The sequence below is a fragment of the Enterococcus sp. DIV1298c genome, assembly GCF_017316315.1.
Classification (GTDB): domain Bacteria; phylum Bacillota; class Bacilli; order Lactobacillales; family Enterococcaceae; genus Enterococcus_B; species Enterococcus_B mangumiae.
This window is the reverse complement of sequence record NZ_JAFLWG010000016.1, coordinates 49,707-66,565: the sequence shown is the minus strand read 5'-3', so window position 1 is coordinate 66,565 and position 16,859 is coordinate 49,707. Positions and strand designations below refer to the sequence as shown.

General features: G+C 38.8%; 17 protein-coding genes, 1 tRNA gene and 2 pseudogenes. 15 read left to right on the top strand and 5 right to left on the bottom strand.

From position 1 onward, the window contains the following. Nucleotides 1-17 precede the first annotated feature (17 nt). The 3 genes from zwf to JZO83_RS04635 all read right to left on the bottom strand — a co-directional run bounded on the left by zwf (nt 18) and on the right by JZO83_RS04635 (nt 2,949). Nucleotides 18-1,541 carry a glucose-6-phosphate dehydrogenase gene (gene zwf, locus JZO83_RS04645; protein WP_206858325.1) on the bottom strand — a complete coding sequence of 508 codons (1,524 nt, stop codon included), beginning with the start codon at nt 1,539-1,541 and terminating at the stop codon, nt 18-20. A gap of 14 nt (nt 1,542-1,555) precedes the next feature. Next, nucleotides 1,556-2,203: a metal-dependent transcriptional regulator gene (locus tag JZO83_RS04640; protein WP_071865938.1), complete on the bottom strand. Its 648-nt coding sequence runs from the start codon at nt 2,201-2,203 to the stop codon at nt 1,556-1,558. Between the two features lie 401 nt (nt 2,204-2,604). Beyond that, entirely contained in the window at nt 2,605-2,949 is a 345-nt protein-coding gene (locus JZO83_RS04635) for a DUF4828 domain-containing protein (protein ID WP_206858071.1), read from the bottom strand. A 171-nt stretch (nt 2,950-3,120) separates the two neighbouring features. On the opposite strand from JZO83_RS04635, the gene sfsA reads away from it, so the two are divergent. The 14 genes and pseudogenes from sfsA (at nt 3,121) to JZO83_RS04570 (ending at nt 15,045) form a co-directional block, all read left to right on the top strand. Then, nucleotides 3,121-3,849 (top strand): DNA/RNA nuclease SfsA, encoded by a 729-nt coding sequence (gene sfsA / locus JZO83_RS04630; RefSeq protein ID WP_206858082.1) that lies wholly within the window; start codon nt 3,121-3,123, stop codon nt 3,847-3,849. Nucleotides 3,850-3,864: 15 nt separating this feature from the next. Then, the gene (locus tag JZO83_RS04625; RefSeq protein ID WP_206858084.1) at nt 3,865-4,881 is read left to right on the top strand and encodes a Gfo/Idh/MocA family oxidoreductase; all 1,017 of its coding nucleotides are present in this window, start codon (nt 3,865-3,867) and stop codon (nt 4,879-4,881) included. Next, nucleotides 4,878-6,155, top strand: coding sequence for a DEAD/DEAH box helicase (locus tag JZO83_RS04620; RefSeq protein ID WP_206858086.1), 1,278 nt, complete (start codon nt 4,878-4,880; stop codon nt 6,153-6,155). Before JZO83_RS04625 ends, JZO83_RS04620 begins: the two co-directional genes overlap by 4 nt. 144 nt (nt 6,156-6,299) lie before the next feature. After that, nucleotides 6,300-6,437: pseudogene (locus tag JZO83_RS14515) on the top strand (IS607 family transposase); the annotation flags it as partial. Between the two features lie 52 nt (nt 6,438-6,489). Further along, a pseudogene (locus JZO83_RS04615) lies at nt 6,490-7,035 on the top strand (transposase); the annotation flags it as partial. A 184-nt stretch (nt 7,036-7,219) separates the two neighbouring features. Continuing rightward, complete coding sequence (locus JZO83_RS04610) at nt 7,220-9,922, top strand: sigma-54-dependent transcriptional regulator (protein WP_206858093.1); 2,703 nt, start codon at nt 7,220-7,222, stop codon at nt 9,920-9,922. 151 nt (nt 9,923-10,073) lie between these two features. After that, nucleotides 10,074-10,391: a PTS sugar transporter subunit IIB gene (locus JZO83_RS04605; protein ID WP_206858096.1), complete on the top strand. Its 318-nt coding sequence runs from the start codon at nt 10,074-10,076 to the stop codon at nt 10,389-10,391. Between the two features lie 26 nt (nt 10,392-10,417). Further along, nucleotides 10,418-10,738 (top strand): PTS lactose/cellobiose transporter subunit IIA, encoded by a 321-nt coding sequence (locus JZO83_RS04600; RefSeq protein ID WP_206858098.1) that lies wholly within the window; start codon nt 10,418-10,420, stop codon nt 10,736-10,738. A 113-nt stretch (nt 10,739-10,851) separates the two neighbouring features. Next, nucleotides 10,852-12,312: a PTS transporter subunit EIIC gene (locus JZO83_RS04595; RefSeq protein ID WP_206858100.1), complete on the top strand. Its 1,461-nt coding sequence runs from the start codon at nt 10,852-10,854 to the stop codon at nt 12,310-12,312. 138 nt (nt 12,313-12,450) lie between these two features. Beyond that, nucleotides 12,451-12,672: a hypothetical protein gene (locus tag JZO83_RS04590; protein ID WP_206858102.1), complete on the top strand. Its 222-nt coding sequence runs from the start codon at nt 12,451-12,453 to the stop codon at nt 12,670-12,672. Nucleotides 12,673-12,695: 23 nt separating this feature from the next. Then, the gene (locus JZO83_RS04585; protein ID WP_010735959.1) at nt 12,696-12,878 is read left to right on the top strand and encodes a DUF3188 domain-containing protein; all 183 of its coding nucleotides are present in this window, start codon (nt 12,696-12,698) and stop codon (nt 12,876-12,878) included. Beyond that, a complete protein-coding gene (locus tag JZO83_RS04580) occupies nt 12,878-13,291 on the top strand; it encodes a DUF3284 domain-containing protein (RefSeq protein WP_206858104.1) in 414 nt (137 codons plus the stop codon). The genes JZO83_RS04585 and JZO83_RS04580 overlap by 1 nt, the downstream gene beginning before the upstream one ends. 262 nt (nt 13,292-13,553) lie before the next feature. Next, nucleotides 13,554-14,732, top strand: coding sequence for a GNAT family N-acetyltransferase (locus tag JZO83_RS04575; RefSeq protein ID WP_206858105.1), 1,179 nt, complete (start codon nt 13,554-13,556; stop codon nt 14,730-14,732). 34 nt (nt 14,733-14,766) lie between these two features. Further along, a complete protein-coding gene (locus tag JZO83_RS04570) occupies nt 14,767-15,045 on the top strand; it encodes a zinc ribbon domain-containing protein (protein WP_206858107.1) in 279 nt (92 codons plus the stop codon). Nucleotides 15,046-15,203: 158 nt separating this feature from the next. Here JZO83_RS04570 and JZO83_RS04565 read toward each other — a convergent pair. Next, a tRNA-Arg gene (locus JZO83_RS04565) sits at nt 15,204-15,277 on the bottom strand. A gap of 121 nt (nt 15,278-15,398) precedes the next feature. Here JZO83_RS04565 and JZO83_RS04560 point away from each other — a divergent pair. Next, entirely contained in the window at nt 15,399-15,563 is a 165-nt protein-coding gene (locus tag JZO83_RS04560; RefSeq protein WP_206858109.1) for a hypothetical protein, read from the top strand. A 53-nt stretch (nt 15,564-15,616) separates the two neighbouring features. Here the strand turns inward: JZO83_RS04560 and JZO83_RS04555 are convergent, their stop codons facing one another. Beyond that, a complete protein-coding gene (locus tag JZO83_RS04555; protein WP_206858111.1) occupies nt 15,617-16,849 on the bottom strand; it encodes an aminopeptidase in 1,233 nt (410 codons plus the stop codon). Nucleotides 16,850-16,859 lie beyond the last annotated feature (10 nt).

Sequence of the window (16,859 nt, the reverse complement as noted above, 5' to 3'; positions counted from 1 at the left end):
ACAAAGTGGCTGAATGATCAATCCAACTTGCCACGTTCACGGTACCAATGATCAGGCTGCCAAATCCATTCGAAGCCGTCTTTTTCTAAAAGTTCGAAGGCTGCTTGAGGACCCATGGAACCAGCTTTGTAATTTGGAAAATCTGGTTGTACTTGATCCCAAACTTGACGAATGATATCAACGATATGCCATGATTGTGCAACTTCTTCCCAATGAGAGAAATTGGTACTATCGCCATTTAACGCATCTAGCATCAGTTTTTCATAGGCTTCTGGACTATTTTCGACCATTTCAGCACTATTACGGTATTCTAGTTTGATTGGATCAGTCGCAAAACCTTGGCCGACTTTTTTACCATTCAATGTGAATGAAAAACCTTCTGTTGGTTGGATATAAATCGTCAAGACATTCGGTGGTAATGTCGTGTCATTACATGGTTCATCGATCGATGTTTTAAACACATTGACAGGAACTTGTTTAAAGACGATATTGATACGTGTTCCTTTTTCAGTTAGACGTTTCCCCGTACGTACATAGAAAGGTACACCAGACCAACGGAAATTATCGATCGTGAATTTTCCGGCAACAAATGTTTCAGTTGTCGATTCTGGATCAACATTATCTTCTTCTCGGTATCCTTTGAACGTTTGATCGTCCAATTGTCCTGCGGCATATTGACCTCGGACAAAGTTTTCTAAAACTTCTTCTTTTTCATAAACACGAATCGCTTTTAAGGCTTTGATTTTTTCTGAACGAATTTCTTTTTCAGAAAAAGCGACAGGCGGTTCCATTGCTAATAGCGCCAGTACTTGGAGAATATGGTTTTGGACCATATCTTTTAATGCACCGCTATGGTCGTAGTATCCCCCACGATCTTCGACACCTAAACTCTCGCCAAAAGTGATTTGGATATTATCGATATAGCGGTTGTTCCATTGAGACTCAAAAATATTATTGGCAAAGCGGATCGCAGAAATATTTTGGATCATTTCTTTTCCTAAATAATGGTCGATGCGGAAAATGTCGTCTTCTGGAAAGACTTGACGGATTTTCTCATTTAATTCAAAGGCAGATTGGTAATCAGAACCAAAAGGCTTTTCGATGATCAATCGATTGAATCCAGTCTCTGTAACGATTTTCTGAGATTTCAAATGAGAAACGATCGTACCGAAAAATTGGGGAGCCATTGCTAAATAGTACATCCGATTGCCATTTAAGTGATATTGTTCATCTAAACGATCTGACAATTCTTTCAATGTTTGATAATGAGAAGAATCGTTGACATCATGAGATTGGTAATAAAAATGGCTAGCAAATCGTTCGGCTTCTTCTGGCGAAGGATTCAATGATGCAATCGTTCCTTTGACTACTTCACGGTAGTGTTCGTCACTCCAAGGGCGGCGTGCTGTACCGATCACAGCAAAATGTTCACTCAGGTTGCCTTTTTTGTATAAACGAAAAAGCGAAGGATACAATTTACGTTGTGCTAAATCTCCAGTACCGCCAAATATAGTAAATAATACGTTTTTTTCATTCATTATTTGCGTAATCTCCTTTACAGTTTGTCGACAAAAATTGTACTGGCGGCTTTAAAGCTGACAGGAATTTTTTTGGTTTTATTTTGGATAGTGATTGGCCCTTCATAAGCGGCTACATCAGTTATTTCATAAGTTTCATCAATGTTGACATCAATTGTCACTAAATAGTCTAACAATTCTTTTTCATCAAGGACACGTGCGATCCGTATTTTTGTACCGACGGGGTATGATTCAAGTGTTTGTCGACGCTCTTCATGAACAACTTGTTCCTTCTCAGGGATAATCCCCCCATGAGGACAATGTTTAGGATGATTTAAATAACTTTCTAAATGATCCGCAAGCTGTTCAGAAGTCACATGTTCTAATACTTCTGCATCATCATGTACCTCATTCCAGTTGTAATCTAAATGCTCGACTAAAAAAACTTCCCATAGTCGATGTTTACGTATCAGACTGCTTGCTTTTATCAGCCCGCTGTCAGTTAATTGTACACCTTGATAAGGAGAGTGTTCGACTAATTTTTCTTTTACGAGTTTAGAAATCATTTCGCTTACTGAAGCAGGGGACACTGCTAGGCTAGAAACGATTTGTTTATTGTTGACTTTAGTTGTGTCACCGCCTAATTCCAGAATGATTTTTAAATAATCTTCTCGGTTTGGTGTCATATGCGATCATCCTTTCATGGTAAGAAACCATCACTTGTAAGTGTAACAAAAAAAACACGAATTGACTATTTTATGAGAAAAAAAGTAAGAGCAAATCGAATGATTTTTTTCAGTGATAGTAGCCAATCGATTTCCTATAATTCTAAGGTTTTGTGTGAGGTCATAGATCTAAAAATAAAGCATTCAGCGAACGATTTCTTTTCTCCCATCATAGCATAATCTGATGGGTGATTGTTATCATAAGGAAGTTCTATAAAGGAAACTTGCAAAACAAGACAAATGGTTTAGAAAATGGGGGAGTTTCTAAATCATTTGTCTTGTTTTTATAGTGGAAAAGAAATGCGATTATCTACTGAAGGGATAGAGGGAGAGCGAGCGTCGTATTCAGTCAGCCAGTCTAATTATGATTTTTTTGATAACAAGTAAGCTGAATCATTTGCTTCATCGTACAGTAACATATCATTGTAAGAAAAGGTCAGATAAAAGCCATACTGGTCTCTAACGATCAGTTTTTCAGAGGTAACTTCGACTAACAGCGTACCTAAAGAACGGTCATCAAGCCAAAAAGAATAGTCAGAAGTAATGGTTAATTCATGGTATGTTTGATTTTTATCAACGAATGACCAAGCCCCACAGTATTTAGTCAGGTCATCGACGTGTGCTTCTTTTATTTTACGATCAAGTACTTTTTTCCCAGCAAGTGTCGCGACACCGGCAAGCAGGAAATAGAGGATTCTTTTTTTCATGTGACCACTCCTTTGTCTTTACGTATATTGGAAGCATATTTTGCCTGTTGCTCCTTTTCTTATATTTTACTAAAGAAAGTGAATGATTTCTCTAAGACTTTCGACTGGTTTTTTAAGTGTTTTTAGCAAAATTATGGTAGGATACAGTAGTAGGGAGACAGGTGATGAATATTGTACTACCAAGATGTTGAAATTGCTTACTTTATTGAACGACCAAATCGTTTTATTGCGTTCTGTTTAAACCAAAAAGGCGAAGTACTCAAAACCCATGTTAAGAATACAGGTAGAGGAAAAGAACTGCTACTACCTGGTGCTGAGGTTGCATTGGTACACATTCCAGGAACGAAGCGTAAAACAGCATATGATTTGATTGCCGTCAAAAAGGGACAACACTGGTTCAATATCGATAGTCAGCTGCCCAACCAACTAGCAATCGATGGGATTTTAGCTGGAACGATCCAATTACCTCACTTAGACGGAGAGATTGTGACTTACAAACGTGAAGTGACTTTTGGCAAGTCTAAATTTGATATTTATTTAGAAACAAGCTGTGGTCAAAAAGCGTTTGTTGAGGTCAAAGGAATGACGTTAGAAAATAAAGCAGTCGGCGCGTTTCCTGATGCGCCAACGATCCGCGGACTTAAACACGTCAATGAATTGATTCACGCCTATCAAGAAGGCTACAAGTCCTATATCGTATTTATTGCACAATTCGAACACTTACATCGAGCAACGATCCATGAGCAGATGCAGCCAGAATTAGCTGCTGCTTTTCGTGCTGCTCAACAGGCAGGTGTAAACGTAGTCGTATACAACTGTCAAGTGACAGAAAATCAAGTGCGTGTGAAACAAGCGATCCCATTTGATTTGGAGACAGTTTTTGAAGATCCTAATTTATAGAAAGAAGGCGGAAAAATGATCCATTTAGGTATAATCGGCACAAATTGGATTACCCATCAATTTGTACAAGCGGCTTTAGGTACACATAAATATGAATTGACAGCAGTTTATTCAAGACACTTAGAAAAAGCTCAACAATTTGGTGCAGAGTATGAAGGAGACATCGCTTTTGCAACAGATTTAACTGTCTTTTTTGAGTTAGAGCATATGGATACGGTTTATATTGCTTCCCCGAATAGTTTACATTTCCAGCATGCAAAGCAAGCGATTCTGGCGGGGAAAAACGTCATTGTAGAAAAACCAGCATTCAGTACACCTAAAGAAATGGAAGAAATCATCCATTTAGCGAACCAAGAGAAAGTCTTTTTCTTTGAAGCTGCAAGAAATATCCATGAAGCAGGTTTTAAAAAGATTGCAGAATTCCTACCATTGAAAAATGAGATCATTGGTGCGAATTTCAGTTACATGAAATATTCTTCTCGTTATGATCAAGTGTTAGACGGCGAAGAACCGAATATCTTTTCGCCACATTTTTCTGGTGGAGCAATGATGGATCTAGGTGTTTACCTTGTGTATGCAGCGGTAGGTTGGTTTGGCAAACCACAAGAAGTCCATTATTTCCCAAGAAAAATAGCAACTGGTGTCGATGGACTTGGCTGGGGGATTTTAAGATATGCTACGTTTGATGTAGCGATCCAACCAGGTAAGATTGGTGATTCGTATCTACCTTCAGAAATTTATTTTGATAGTGGAACGGTGATCATGAATGGTGTCAATGCGATCGAACAAGCAGAATATCATGATCGTAATCACGAACAAATCGAAAAATTAGATATCGTTGCTTCTGAAAATCCAATGAGTGAAGAAGCAGAAGATTTTGCACATGTGATCATGAATCCAAAAGATCCACAATGGGGCCTACATTATGAAGAATGGGTCGAGCTTGCACGAAACGTGAATCAAGTCGTTTATGATTTACGGATCAGTGGTGGAATTGAATTTGATGCAGATAAAGAGGGAACGACTGAATGAACGATTTTTTAAAACATTTTCCAACTAATTGGCAAAACAAATGGGCAGACAAAGGTTTCACTACCCCATCGTTTATCCAACAAGAAGTATTTACTGATTTGAAAGACGGTAAAAGTTTGATTGCCGTTTCTCCAACCGGCTCGGGCAAGACATTAGCCTATCTATGGCCTTTATTGTTGAATGTGAAGAAAGGGGAGGCAAGTACTTTGCTGATCCTTGCCTCTTCACAGGAGTTGGCGATCCAAGTCGCCGATGTCACACGGGAATGGGCGAAAGAATTAGCGATCTCTGTCCAATCTGTCGTTGGTGGCGCAAACGTCAAACGACAAATCGAAGGACTAAAGAAGAAACCTGAAGTGTTGATAGGTACACCAGGTCGTGTATTAGAGTTGATGAAAGCAAAAAAAATAAAAGCATATCAAATCAAAACGATTGTTTTTGATGAGGCGGATCAGCTGTTTGATGAAGGAAATCGACCATTTATCGATCAAATCATGCATCAAGCACCAACAGACTACCAATTAGCTTTCTTTTCAGCTACAGCCGATCGTTCGATCGAACAAATCGAAGCGTTGACTAAACAATCGCTGAAAGTCATCGATGTCACTAAAATGGATGATTCAAGAAAAGGACTTAGTCACTACTTCATTCGTGTTCCGGCACGAAAAACAGAAGATTATTTAAGAAGACTAGCCCATGTGGAAGGTTTCCAAGCTCTTGTGTTTTTCAACCAATTGAGTGAACTAGGTGTGATGGAAGAAAAAATGAGTTATCGAGGGATTTCTGTCGCGAGTTTAGCCTCTGATCAAAACAAGTTATTACGAAAAGCGGCATTGAATCAATTTAAAGATGGCACGATCAGCATGTTGTTATCAACAGATGTTGCAGCTAGAGGGTTAGATATCGCTGAACTTCCTTATGTGGTCAATATCGATGTTCCAGTCACGGAGGAGTCATACTTACACCGTGCTGGCAGAACTGGCCGAATGGGTCAACAGGGACAAGTGATCACTTTTGTGAATGATCACACGCTGAGAGACCTCAAAAAAATTACTCGACAGACAGAAACAGAATTAACAGAACTATATATATATGGGGGAGGTCTGCAAACAGAAGCGCCTGAAAAAGCCCCAACAAAAACGCTCCCTAAAAAGAAAGAGGCTGGAAAGAAAGATACTAGTGACGGATCAACGAAAAAAACAGCTGTTTCCCCTAAAGTAAAACGTAAAAACAAGCAGAAAAAGGACAAAAATAAAGGAGCAAGGCGCAAATAAGCGCCTTTTTGTGTTAATATATTGAAAATGGAAACAGGTCGTTTGTTTAAAGGAGTAACTAAACAGCAGTCATTTTTATACACCGAAATACACAAAGGTAGTTTTATATGCAATGGTTTTTTCTTAGGTGAGAAATCATGCTCAAAGATTAATACGACTATTATCGTATGGAATAACTCAGATTTCTCGCCACAACAGGAATTAATTGAAAGTGTAATTTCAATTATTCACGTTTTTAATTGCCGTCTTTATGGACTACATAAGTATAAAAAGAGATTGAAGGTGATAAAGATGTTCGTGGCATACAAAACAGGAATTTTTCCAACAGAAGAACAAAAAGAAATCATTAATCGAACCATTAAATCGACAACAACGCAAGCTGTCGAGGAAATACGAAAGCGAAAAAAAGCGTGTCAACGAAAATCAAGGGGAGAGAGGAGAAGCTACTCGCAAAAATATTGGAAAACAAGTCTTGAAAGTACAAAAACTTCATAAACGGTTGACAGATATCCGTAGGGACAGAGCGAATAAAATTGTGGCAGAGTTAGTAAAAACCAAACCAGCTTATATCACAATTGAAGACTTGAATGTCAAGGGGATGATGAAAAACCGGCATCTTTCAAAAGCTGTGGGAGAGCAATCTTTCTATGCTTTTCGTAAAAAATTAGCAGATAAATGTAAAGTCTATGATATTGAGTTAAGACTGGTCGATCGATTTTATCCTAGCTCAAAACTATGTTATAAATGCGGGCATAAGAAAGTAGAGTTAAAGTTATCAGAGCGTACCTATCATTGTGAGAACTGTGGTTATGTAGCAGATAGGGATCATAACGCGTGCATGAATTTGAAAGATGTGAAGGAATACAAAGTAATTGTATAAGCACGCAACTTTGTATATGTACCGATGGCTTAGTCGGGAATTAACGACTGTGGAGAATGAGACAAACCGTAGTAGTGTGGAAGTGACGAGGCGGCATTCGATGAAACAGTAATTCTAACTACGTGAGTAGTAGAGAAATCTCGATATAGGTATTTTTGTCTATATTTTGAGTAGCAGAGTTAGCATGAACGAAAGACAGGAAGAAATCTTGGATTTACTCACGGAAAATCATCAAGGATTGACAGCAACAGATGTTGCAAAGCAATTAGAGATTGACCGTAGTAATGCAAGTCGTTATTTGAGTGATTTATATAAAGCGCATTATATTGTAAAAAGTACTGGCAGACCTGTAGTTTATTCTATGCCTCCCAAAAAAACAGCTTCAGACAAAGTTCATGTAGACGCTTCTACACAAGTTACTTTTGAAACCTTAGTGGGAGAGAATGAATCGCTAAAAGTAAGTATCCAACAGGCCAAAGCCGCGATTTTGTATCCGCCGCGAGGATTGCATACGATTATTTTTGGTGAAACAGGAACAGGGAAATCGATGTTTGCTGAATGTATGTATCATTTTGCTATCGATTCGGAGATGCTTTCCCCTGATGCGCCATTTATTTCATTCAATTGTGCGGACTATGCACAAAACCCGCAACTGTTGTTTGGCCATATCTTTGGAATAAAAAAGGGTGCTTACACCGGGGCAACACAAGATAGTCAAGGATTGATGGCTAAAGCAGATGGCGGGATCTTATTTCTAGATGAGATCCACCGCTTACCGCCAGAAGGACAAGAGATGCTCTTCACATTTATCGATAAAGGTGTTTATCGTCCTTTAGGTGAAAGCGCTCAAGTCCATGAAGCATCTGTCCAGATCATTGGCGCAACAACAGAATCATCTGAAAGTTTTTTGACTACATTCAATCGTAGGATCCCAATGGCGATCACTTTGCCCAATCTAGCCTCTCGTTCACTCGATGAGCGTTATGAAATCATTTCATTGTTTATCAAACAAGAAGCCAATCGATTGAATCAACGGATCGATATCGAAAAAGAAGCAATTCTAGCCTTCATGTTATACGATGCAGAAGGCAACATCGGCCAAGTAAAACGTGACTTGAAATTAGTCTGTGCCAAGTCTTTCCTCCATTATCGGATGCATCAGGAAGAAAAATTAGTCATTCGTAAAGAAGAGTTGTCCTTACAAGTCCAAAAAGGATTATTACGCATCAAAGAGGTTCCTGAACGATTGGATCGTTTTATGGATAGTAAGAGTCAATACTTGACGTTTGAGCCAGGGTTTGCTGACGTCGTTTGGTCTCGCGATCCAGAAAGAAATATGCAAGTATACAATGACATTGAAGAAAAGGTGATGTCGCTTTCTGAATCAGGCAGAGAAAATATTAATTTAGAATCTTTGATCTCTAAAGATGTCGATGAATATTTCCAAACCTATGTCAAAGAATTGACGAAAAGTACGATCCCGAAAGATTTGATTCCAGAAGACATCTGGCGCTTGACGAATGAGTTGTATGACTTAGCTGAACAAAGACTAGATCGGATCTATAATCAAAAAGCACGCTTTGCATTTGCCTTACATTTACAAAGCACATTGGATCGTGTCAAAGATGGTCATATGATCGTTCACCCTGATTTGAATAATATAAGAAAGAAATTTAAAAAAGAGTTTCAAGTTGCCATCGATTTATCCACGATCATTGAAGAGGATCAACAAGTGGAGATACCTTTTGATGAAATTGGCTTTATCAGTATGTTTCTTTCTATCAATTTAGGCGAAAGTGAGCCAGTTAAAGAAAACAAAGTCGATGTGTTAGTTCTGATGCATGGCAGACAAACCGCTTCAAGCATGCTGGAAATGGCGCAAGATCTTCTCGGAACAACGATTGGTCAAGCGTTCAATATGCCCTTAGAGATGGAAGTCCAATCGATGTATGAAGAAGTATTGCGATATGTAAAAAATCGCCAAAGCAGTTTGACAAATGGATTGATTTTACTAACTGATATGGGGTCGCTCAACACATTCAGTGATCTGATCTATGAAGAAACTGGCATACGTACAAAAGCAATCACGATGACGAGTACCATGATCGTGATCGAAGCCATTCGTATGGCGAATGTTGGCCGAAGCTTAGAAGATATCTACCAAAACATTCAAATGTCATTTGAATCGATCGTTAAGGACCAGTTCAAGATCGAAAACCAAGAGCAGCTCGAACGGAAAAAAGCAGTCATCGTGACTTGTTTTACTGGAGAAGGAGTGGCTGCAAAACTCTATCAACGTATCGTGCCAGTGATCAATCAAGACAAAGTGGAAGTAATCCAAATGCAATTTTTAGAACGAGAATCATTTAAACGGCATATCGATGCATTACTGGAAGAATATGAAATCAAAGCGATTGCAGGAACGGTTGAAGTGGACTACCAAAATATCCCATTCTTTTCTGCCTATGACGTATTTGATGATGATAAACTCAATACATTGAAACGGATTGCAGATGATGAAGTACCAACAGCTAAAATCGTTGATTCGTTAAAAGATTCTTTGAACGCTATTTCATCTGTCGAGCGATTGATCCAATCCCTACAGAAAGCCGTTCAGCAGATCCAGACCGATTTATCGATCATCATTGAGCCTGGGGTAGACACAGGAATCGTGATCCATGTCGCTTTTCTGATCGACGGTCTTATCAAGCATGAAAAATTGCGGACATTCGATGATTTTGCGACTTTTGCGAAAATCTATCGGTTAGAGATGGACATCGTACGAACGAATCTAATCGGGATCGAACGTAAATATGGGGTTAAAATCCCTGAGCATGAAATTGCTTTTATTACACAAATGTTTATAGAGAATAAAATAAAAAAATAATCAACAACGCACAGTGCACACACTAATCGTTAGTGTGTGCACTGTATTTGCTTATTTATAGTTATGAAAACGCTATTTTTGAGATTTAGTGTTTGGCATGCTTCTTGCGTTATAGTTATAGTGTAAAACCAAATTTGAAGGAGTGGAAAAAATGGAGAAAAAAACAATCATGTTAGTATGTTCTGCAGGAATGAGTACAAGTTTATTGGTAACAAAAATGCAAAAAGCAGCAGAAGAAAAAGGAATGGACGCAGATATCTTCGCGGTTTCAGCTTCAGATGCTGACAATAACCTTGAAGCTAAAAATGTGGACGTATTATTACTTGGACCACAAGTTCGTTTTATGAAAGCACAATTTGAACAAAAATTAGCACCAAAAGGAATTCCATTAGATGTGATCAACATGCAGGATTATGGCATGATGAACGGCGCGAAAGTACTTGAGCAAGCTGAAAAATTAATGAAATAATCAATTGGAAAGCTGGAGGTAGAATAGTGGAAGATCAACAGAATCTAGAAGCCATCATGGGATTGATCATGTATGGCGGAAATGCAAAAAGCGATGCAATGGAAGCGATTGCGGCTGCGAAAAAAGGCGACTTCGATTTAGCGGAACAAAAAATCCGTGATGCTGAAGCCTCTCTTGTCGAAGCGCATCATTCTCAAACTCAAATGCTCACACAAGAAGCACAAGGAAATCATATGCAAGTGACACTGTTGACGGTGCATAGTCAGGATCATTTGATGACATCGATCGCATTCACAGACCTTGCAAAAGAGATCATTGATTTATATCGTAGAACTTACGTTGAATAACTAAGACCCTTCTTTTTTGAACGGAAGAAGAAAAAAAATTTTTGAACGGATTTTTTTTAATTTGATATAAGGAGTTATTCTTTATATAAAAAAACTTATAGGAGGAAGTAATAATGAATGGATTAACAAGTTGGATGGAAAAATACATCCTTCCAGTTGCCGGAAAAATCGGCGCGCAAAAGCACTTAGTGGCATTGCGTGACGCTTTTATCGGTACAATGCCTGCAACAATGGCTGGATCAGTAGCTGTAATGATCAATGCAATTATTCGTGATTTACCACAGCAATTTATTAGTACGTATGCTGACAGCTTAGCAGCAGACAAAGGTTTTTTTGCCGTATTGAATGTGATCATCGGCATCAATGGGTTCGTTTGGAATGGGACATTAGCAATTGCCGGACTGATCTTTGCCTTCTCATGGGGATATAATCTAGCCCGTGCATATGGCGTCAATGACTTAGCTGGAGGGATCGTTGGGTTAGCAACACTGATTCAAGGAATCGCTTTTGGCCCGTCATTATCAGCTGCGTTAAATGTCAATGTACCGCAAAATGTTGCAGACGCGATCAATGGTTCAGAAATTGGCGCAACGATTGCTGATGGTACACTATCAGTTGGTTTATGGGGTTGGTTGAAACTAGATCATTTAAATGGTAACGCCTACTTTACAGTAATGATCATGGGCGCAATCTCGGTTATTATTTTCTGTAAATTGATGCTTGCAAATATTACGATCAAAATGCCAGATTCAGTACCACCGGCAGTTTCTAAAGCATTTGCAGCAATTTTACCAGCAACGATTTCATTATATGTCATCGCTATCATTAATTATGTTGTTGGACGTGTTGCGGATGGTCAATTGATCATTGATTTAGTACAAAAATATATTGCAGAACCATTCTTGGGCTTGTCACAAGGTATCGGCGCAGTATTGATCGTTACAATTTTCGTTCAGATTTTCTGGTTCTTTGGTATCCATGGCCCGAACGTATTGGCACCAGTATTAGAAGGTATTTGGGGTCAAGCACAATTGATCAATATCGATATCTTCCAAAAAGGTTACAATGGTAAAACAGGAACTCCCGCAGTATTGGATGCGATCGAAGATGGTAAAGCATACATGTGGGTACGTGGTTCATTTGATGCATTTGCATGGTTTGGCGGATCAGGTGGTACAATCGTTCTATTGATTGCTATCTTACTATTATCAAAACGCGCAGACTACTTGACTGTAGCAAAACTTTCGATTGGACCTGGTATCTTCAATATCAATGAACCAGTTATGTTCGGTTTACCAATCGTCTTGAATGCGATCATGTTCATCCCATTCTTAGTTGCACCAGTTGTTGCGACAACCATCGGATGGGTAGCAACTTATCTAGGATTAGTCGCACCGGTGTCCCAACAAGTAACTTGGGTCGTCCCACCGTTCTTGCTATCATTCCTTGCAACAGGAGCAGACTGGCGGGCACCGATCGTTACATTAGTATGTATGGTTGTGACCTTCTTGATCTGGGCACCATTCGTCATGTCGGCGAATAAGATGGATCCAGCAGCAGGGGAGCCAAAATAATCTGCTAAAAGGAGTAGGGGCTATGGGCGATGACGATCCGTCAAATCCCTAGCCCTCACTTCATTCAGAAGGAAATCGAGTGAATATGTATAGAAACTAGAAGAATAAAACCAATAGAAAAAGAAAAGAGGAAAACAAATGATTTCAATAGCTAGTGCGATGCAACAAGATGCAATCAAAGAATTATTAGAAGGATACAATGAAGACGGCATGTCCTTTACATTCAAAGAAAAACAAGGAATCAAATTATTCTTTGAAACAAGTGCAGAAGATAAAGAAGCAGCTGCAAAAACAGCAAAAGAATTAATCAAAGCTCAACCATGGGGCACGGTATTATATTTCCAAGCAGCAGCAGTCTAAGAAACAAGATAAGGGTGGTTCAAATGATAAAAAATGGATTGTTTTTATGTAGTATTGGTTCACTGATCATACTATATAGTTTAAATCCCGGAACACAACAATATGATATTTATAGTATGGTCACTGGGTTGTTTTTTGCAGGACTAGGAATCTACTTCTTTTTAAAAGGTAAGAAAAAAGAAGAAGCAAAGGAGAAAAAGAACTAATGGAAATCGTTAAAACACTAAATATTCCGGCATCGTTTTTCTATGATAAAGTGATGGATTCTGTTCTTTTCGATGTCCGTAAAGCCACTGGGAAATCAGTGACACGCAAACAGTTAAAGAATCTTGAATACATCAAACAATTCTCTCAAAATAATCGTGCACGCATTATAATTGAGGAAGTCATTGATAACCAATCTTATAAATTTCGTACCTCAACAACAAAAAATGATTTTGTCGTTCATTATCAAATCAAGCCGATCGATGAGAAATCTTGTGAAGTCCATTATACGGAACAGATGGAATCACACGGAATGTTGCAGAAAATGAATGATATGATCTTAGGAACAATGTTGATGTACTTTAAAAAGAGACGTTTTAAAAAGATGCTAGGAATGATTGAAGAATCCTATTAAACGGGTAGCGAATCTGACCGTAGCACAAAGAGGATAACTGATGATCAAAAAGAGAATAAGTTGTGAAAGCAATGCTCTGATCCAAAAAAATAAGCGCTAAAAACCAAGAATCGGCTATTCTATTTTTTGGTTTTTTAGCGCTATTTTTTAGAAGCGTGTTTTTGACAAGTATACTTTTTAAAGCGATGGTAATCCACCTACTATTATTATTAAGAAAATAATAGTACAATTGGTATAGATATTTAAAGGGAGAAGGGGAAATATGACGGATGTTATAAAAGAATTAGGAAATGGATCGTTAGAAGAAATGTATGCTTTAGCGACCTATGCCTTTAATTCGCAAGATACAGAAGAACGACGTGGACGGTTCAAGCTGATCGTTGAAAATTCATGGAACTATGGCTTTCTAGATCCAGAAGGGCATTTGACAAGTCAAGTGATGGCGACACCTTTTTCAGTGGATTTCCACGGAAAAACTTATTTGATGGCTGGGATCGGCTATGTTGCTTCTTATCCCGAAGCACGTGGACAAGGTGGCATCAATCGGATCATGGAAAAAATCCTTGAAGATTGTCGCGAAAGAAATGTCGCACTTTCGTATTTAGCCCCATTTTCTTATCCTTTTTATCGTCGCTACGGGTACGAGCAATTATTTGACCGAATCAGCTATGAACTAGATAGCCGTGATATGCCGGCAGTAAAAAAAACGACGGGCTTCATGAAACGCACAACGTTTGAAGAATCTGTGGAAGCGATACGTTCCATCTACGCAAACATGCCCGAGAGTAAAAGAGGCGGTTTAGTCCGTGAAGATTGGTGGTATTCTTACAAGTTCAAGCAACGAGAAGAGAACCATTATGCACTGTACTATGACCGTGAGGGAAATGCTTCAGGTTATGTTGTTTATAAGTTGGAAGCGCCCACTTTTGTCATTGTCGAAATGGGTTACTTGAACCATGAAGCGTTGAGAGGATTGATGCGATTCATCGGTTCCCATAATGGCGCATTTGCTTCATTTGAATATACTTGTGGTTTTTCCGGACACAGTAAAAATTATTTATTAGATAATCCATTTGCAAAAACAACGGTCACACCGTATATGATGGGAAGGATCGTCGACATCGAGAAATTTATGCAAACCTATCCATTTGAGCAGGACATCAACTTTGTGCTCCATGTAACAGAAGATCCATATGCAAAATGGAATGAAGGCTTTTTTGACATTACTTATGTCAATGGAGTACTTGAAGTAAAGAAAGTCCAACAGACGGAATTACCTGTGGTCAGTGGAACAATCCAAAGCATGACACAATTACTGCTAGGATATCAAACAGTTGAAGCGCTTGCTTTTCATGAAAAAATCAGAGTTGAAAACAAATTGATTGCTGAACTCAGTCAAGCTTTGCCGAGTCAACAACCAATTTTAAATGATTATTTCTAAGTTGTAAGAATAGTTTGATAGGGGGATTAGGAAGATGCAAGAGATGAAGTATTGTCAAAGTTGTGGCATGCCGCTTGATTCAGAGGAAGTTTTAGGGACAAATAAAGATAAAAGCAAGAATGTCGAGTATTGCAGCTACTGCTTCAAAGACGGTGCCTTTTTAACTGATTATACAATGGAAGAAATGATAGACGTGAGCGTGAAACATATGAGTGAATCAGGAATGCTTAAAGAACAAGGCAAGACAAAAGAAGAAGCCCGTGAATTTATGCAAGGCTTCTTCCCAGAGTTAAAAAGGTGGAAAAATGGCTAAAGACCAGTCCGCTTATGATCCAACGATATCCTCTTATTTCTGAATCGATGTTTTGCATAAAAAAATAAGGCCAAAACCTCAAAAAAGTTAAAACGAGGGTTTTGGTCTTATTTCTTATAATCGAATACTTTTGGCGCAAACTTTGATAAGTTCTTAAACGTTCCTGACTGGAATTGAACCAGCGACCTATCGCTTAGGAGGCGATTGCTCTATCCTACTGAGCTACAGGAACAAGTAGTAACACTATTATTTTAGCGTTTTAAAGGAATAGTTGCAAGCTGATTTTGAAGCAAAACGTTTCCAATAAAGGAATCTAGAGTGGTAGAATGAGGGTGTTGAAGGGGGTTTTGATTATGACTGAGAAACCAAAAGAAGAAGTAATTGCGGAACGTTTGGATGAAACAAAAAAAGAACGGGAAGAAATTACGAAAGATGCGATACAAAAACATGAAGAAGACAAACCAGAACACAAAGAAAGTCGCAAATTTACGTTTACTAAAAAAGAAGATTTATTGTAAAGCGTGTATACACAAACAGACCTGGACATCATGTCCAGGTCTGTTTGTTTTTATCAAGCCCAGTCGCCGTTTCTGAAAATCGGCACTCTTGAGCCATCTTCACGAATACCATCGATATCCATTTGATCAGAACCTACCATGAAATCGACATGTGTTTGGCTTCGATTCAAGCCTGCAGCTGCCAATTCGTCATCGGTCATTTCTGTTCCGCCTTGGACACTAAACGCATAAGCTGAACCAAGTGCTAAATGGTTTGACGCATTTTCATCAAATAATGTGTTGTAGAAGATGATTCCTGATTGTGAAATCGGTGAAGGGTCAGGCACTAAAGCAACTTCGCCTAAACGTCGTGCGCCTTCATCTGTATCTAAAAGTTTTGCTAAGACTTCTTGCCCTTGTTCTGCTGAGAAATCAACAACTTTTCCTTCTTTAAAAGTAAATTTCATTCCAGTAATAGTCGTTCCTGCATAACTCAAAGGTTTTGTGCTTGAAATGTATCCATCAACACGATGGCTATCAGGTGCAGTGAATACTTCTTCGGTTGGCATATTTGCCATGAATTTTTCTTCACGAGCATTATAGCTTCCAGCACCCTCCCATAAGTGGTTTTTCGGTAAACCGATCACGATGTCTGTTCCTGGGGCAGTGTAGTGTAAAGCTGAGAATTGTTCTTTGTTCAATTCTGCCGCTTTTGCCGCTAATTTTTCGTCGTGATTTTTCCAAGCAATCACTGGATCTGCTTCATAAATGCGTGTTGTTTTGAAAATCTCATTCCATAATGCGTCGACTTGTTTTTCCTCTGGAAGGTCAGGGAAGACTTTTGCTGCCCATTGTTTTCCAGCAGCAGCTACGACTGTCCAACTTACTTTATTTGATTGCGTTGCTTTTCTTAGATTCATCAATGCTTTGCCAACTGCTGATTGGTAACTTGCTACACGGTCGTTGTCGACACCTGCGAATGCGTCTGGATCAGAAGAGACGACGCTGATTCTGCTCGCGCCTTTTTCAATCCAATCATCTGCTTGATCGATTTTGTATTGTGGGACTTCTGTGATTCGATCATCTGCTGCATGAGTCAGGAATTCTTTTTGGATGATATCATCCGTCCATTGAACGATCACTTCAGCTGCTCCTAAACGGTAGGCTTCTTTCGTGATCAGGCGAGCTAAATCAGCTTGTTCTACATTGATTTGTAAGACTACTGTATGCCCTTTCGACACGTTTACCCCTGTTTCTGCAATTAAACGTGCGTATTTTTCTAAATTTTCATTAAAATCAGGTGACATAATTAAATTC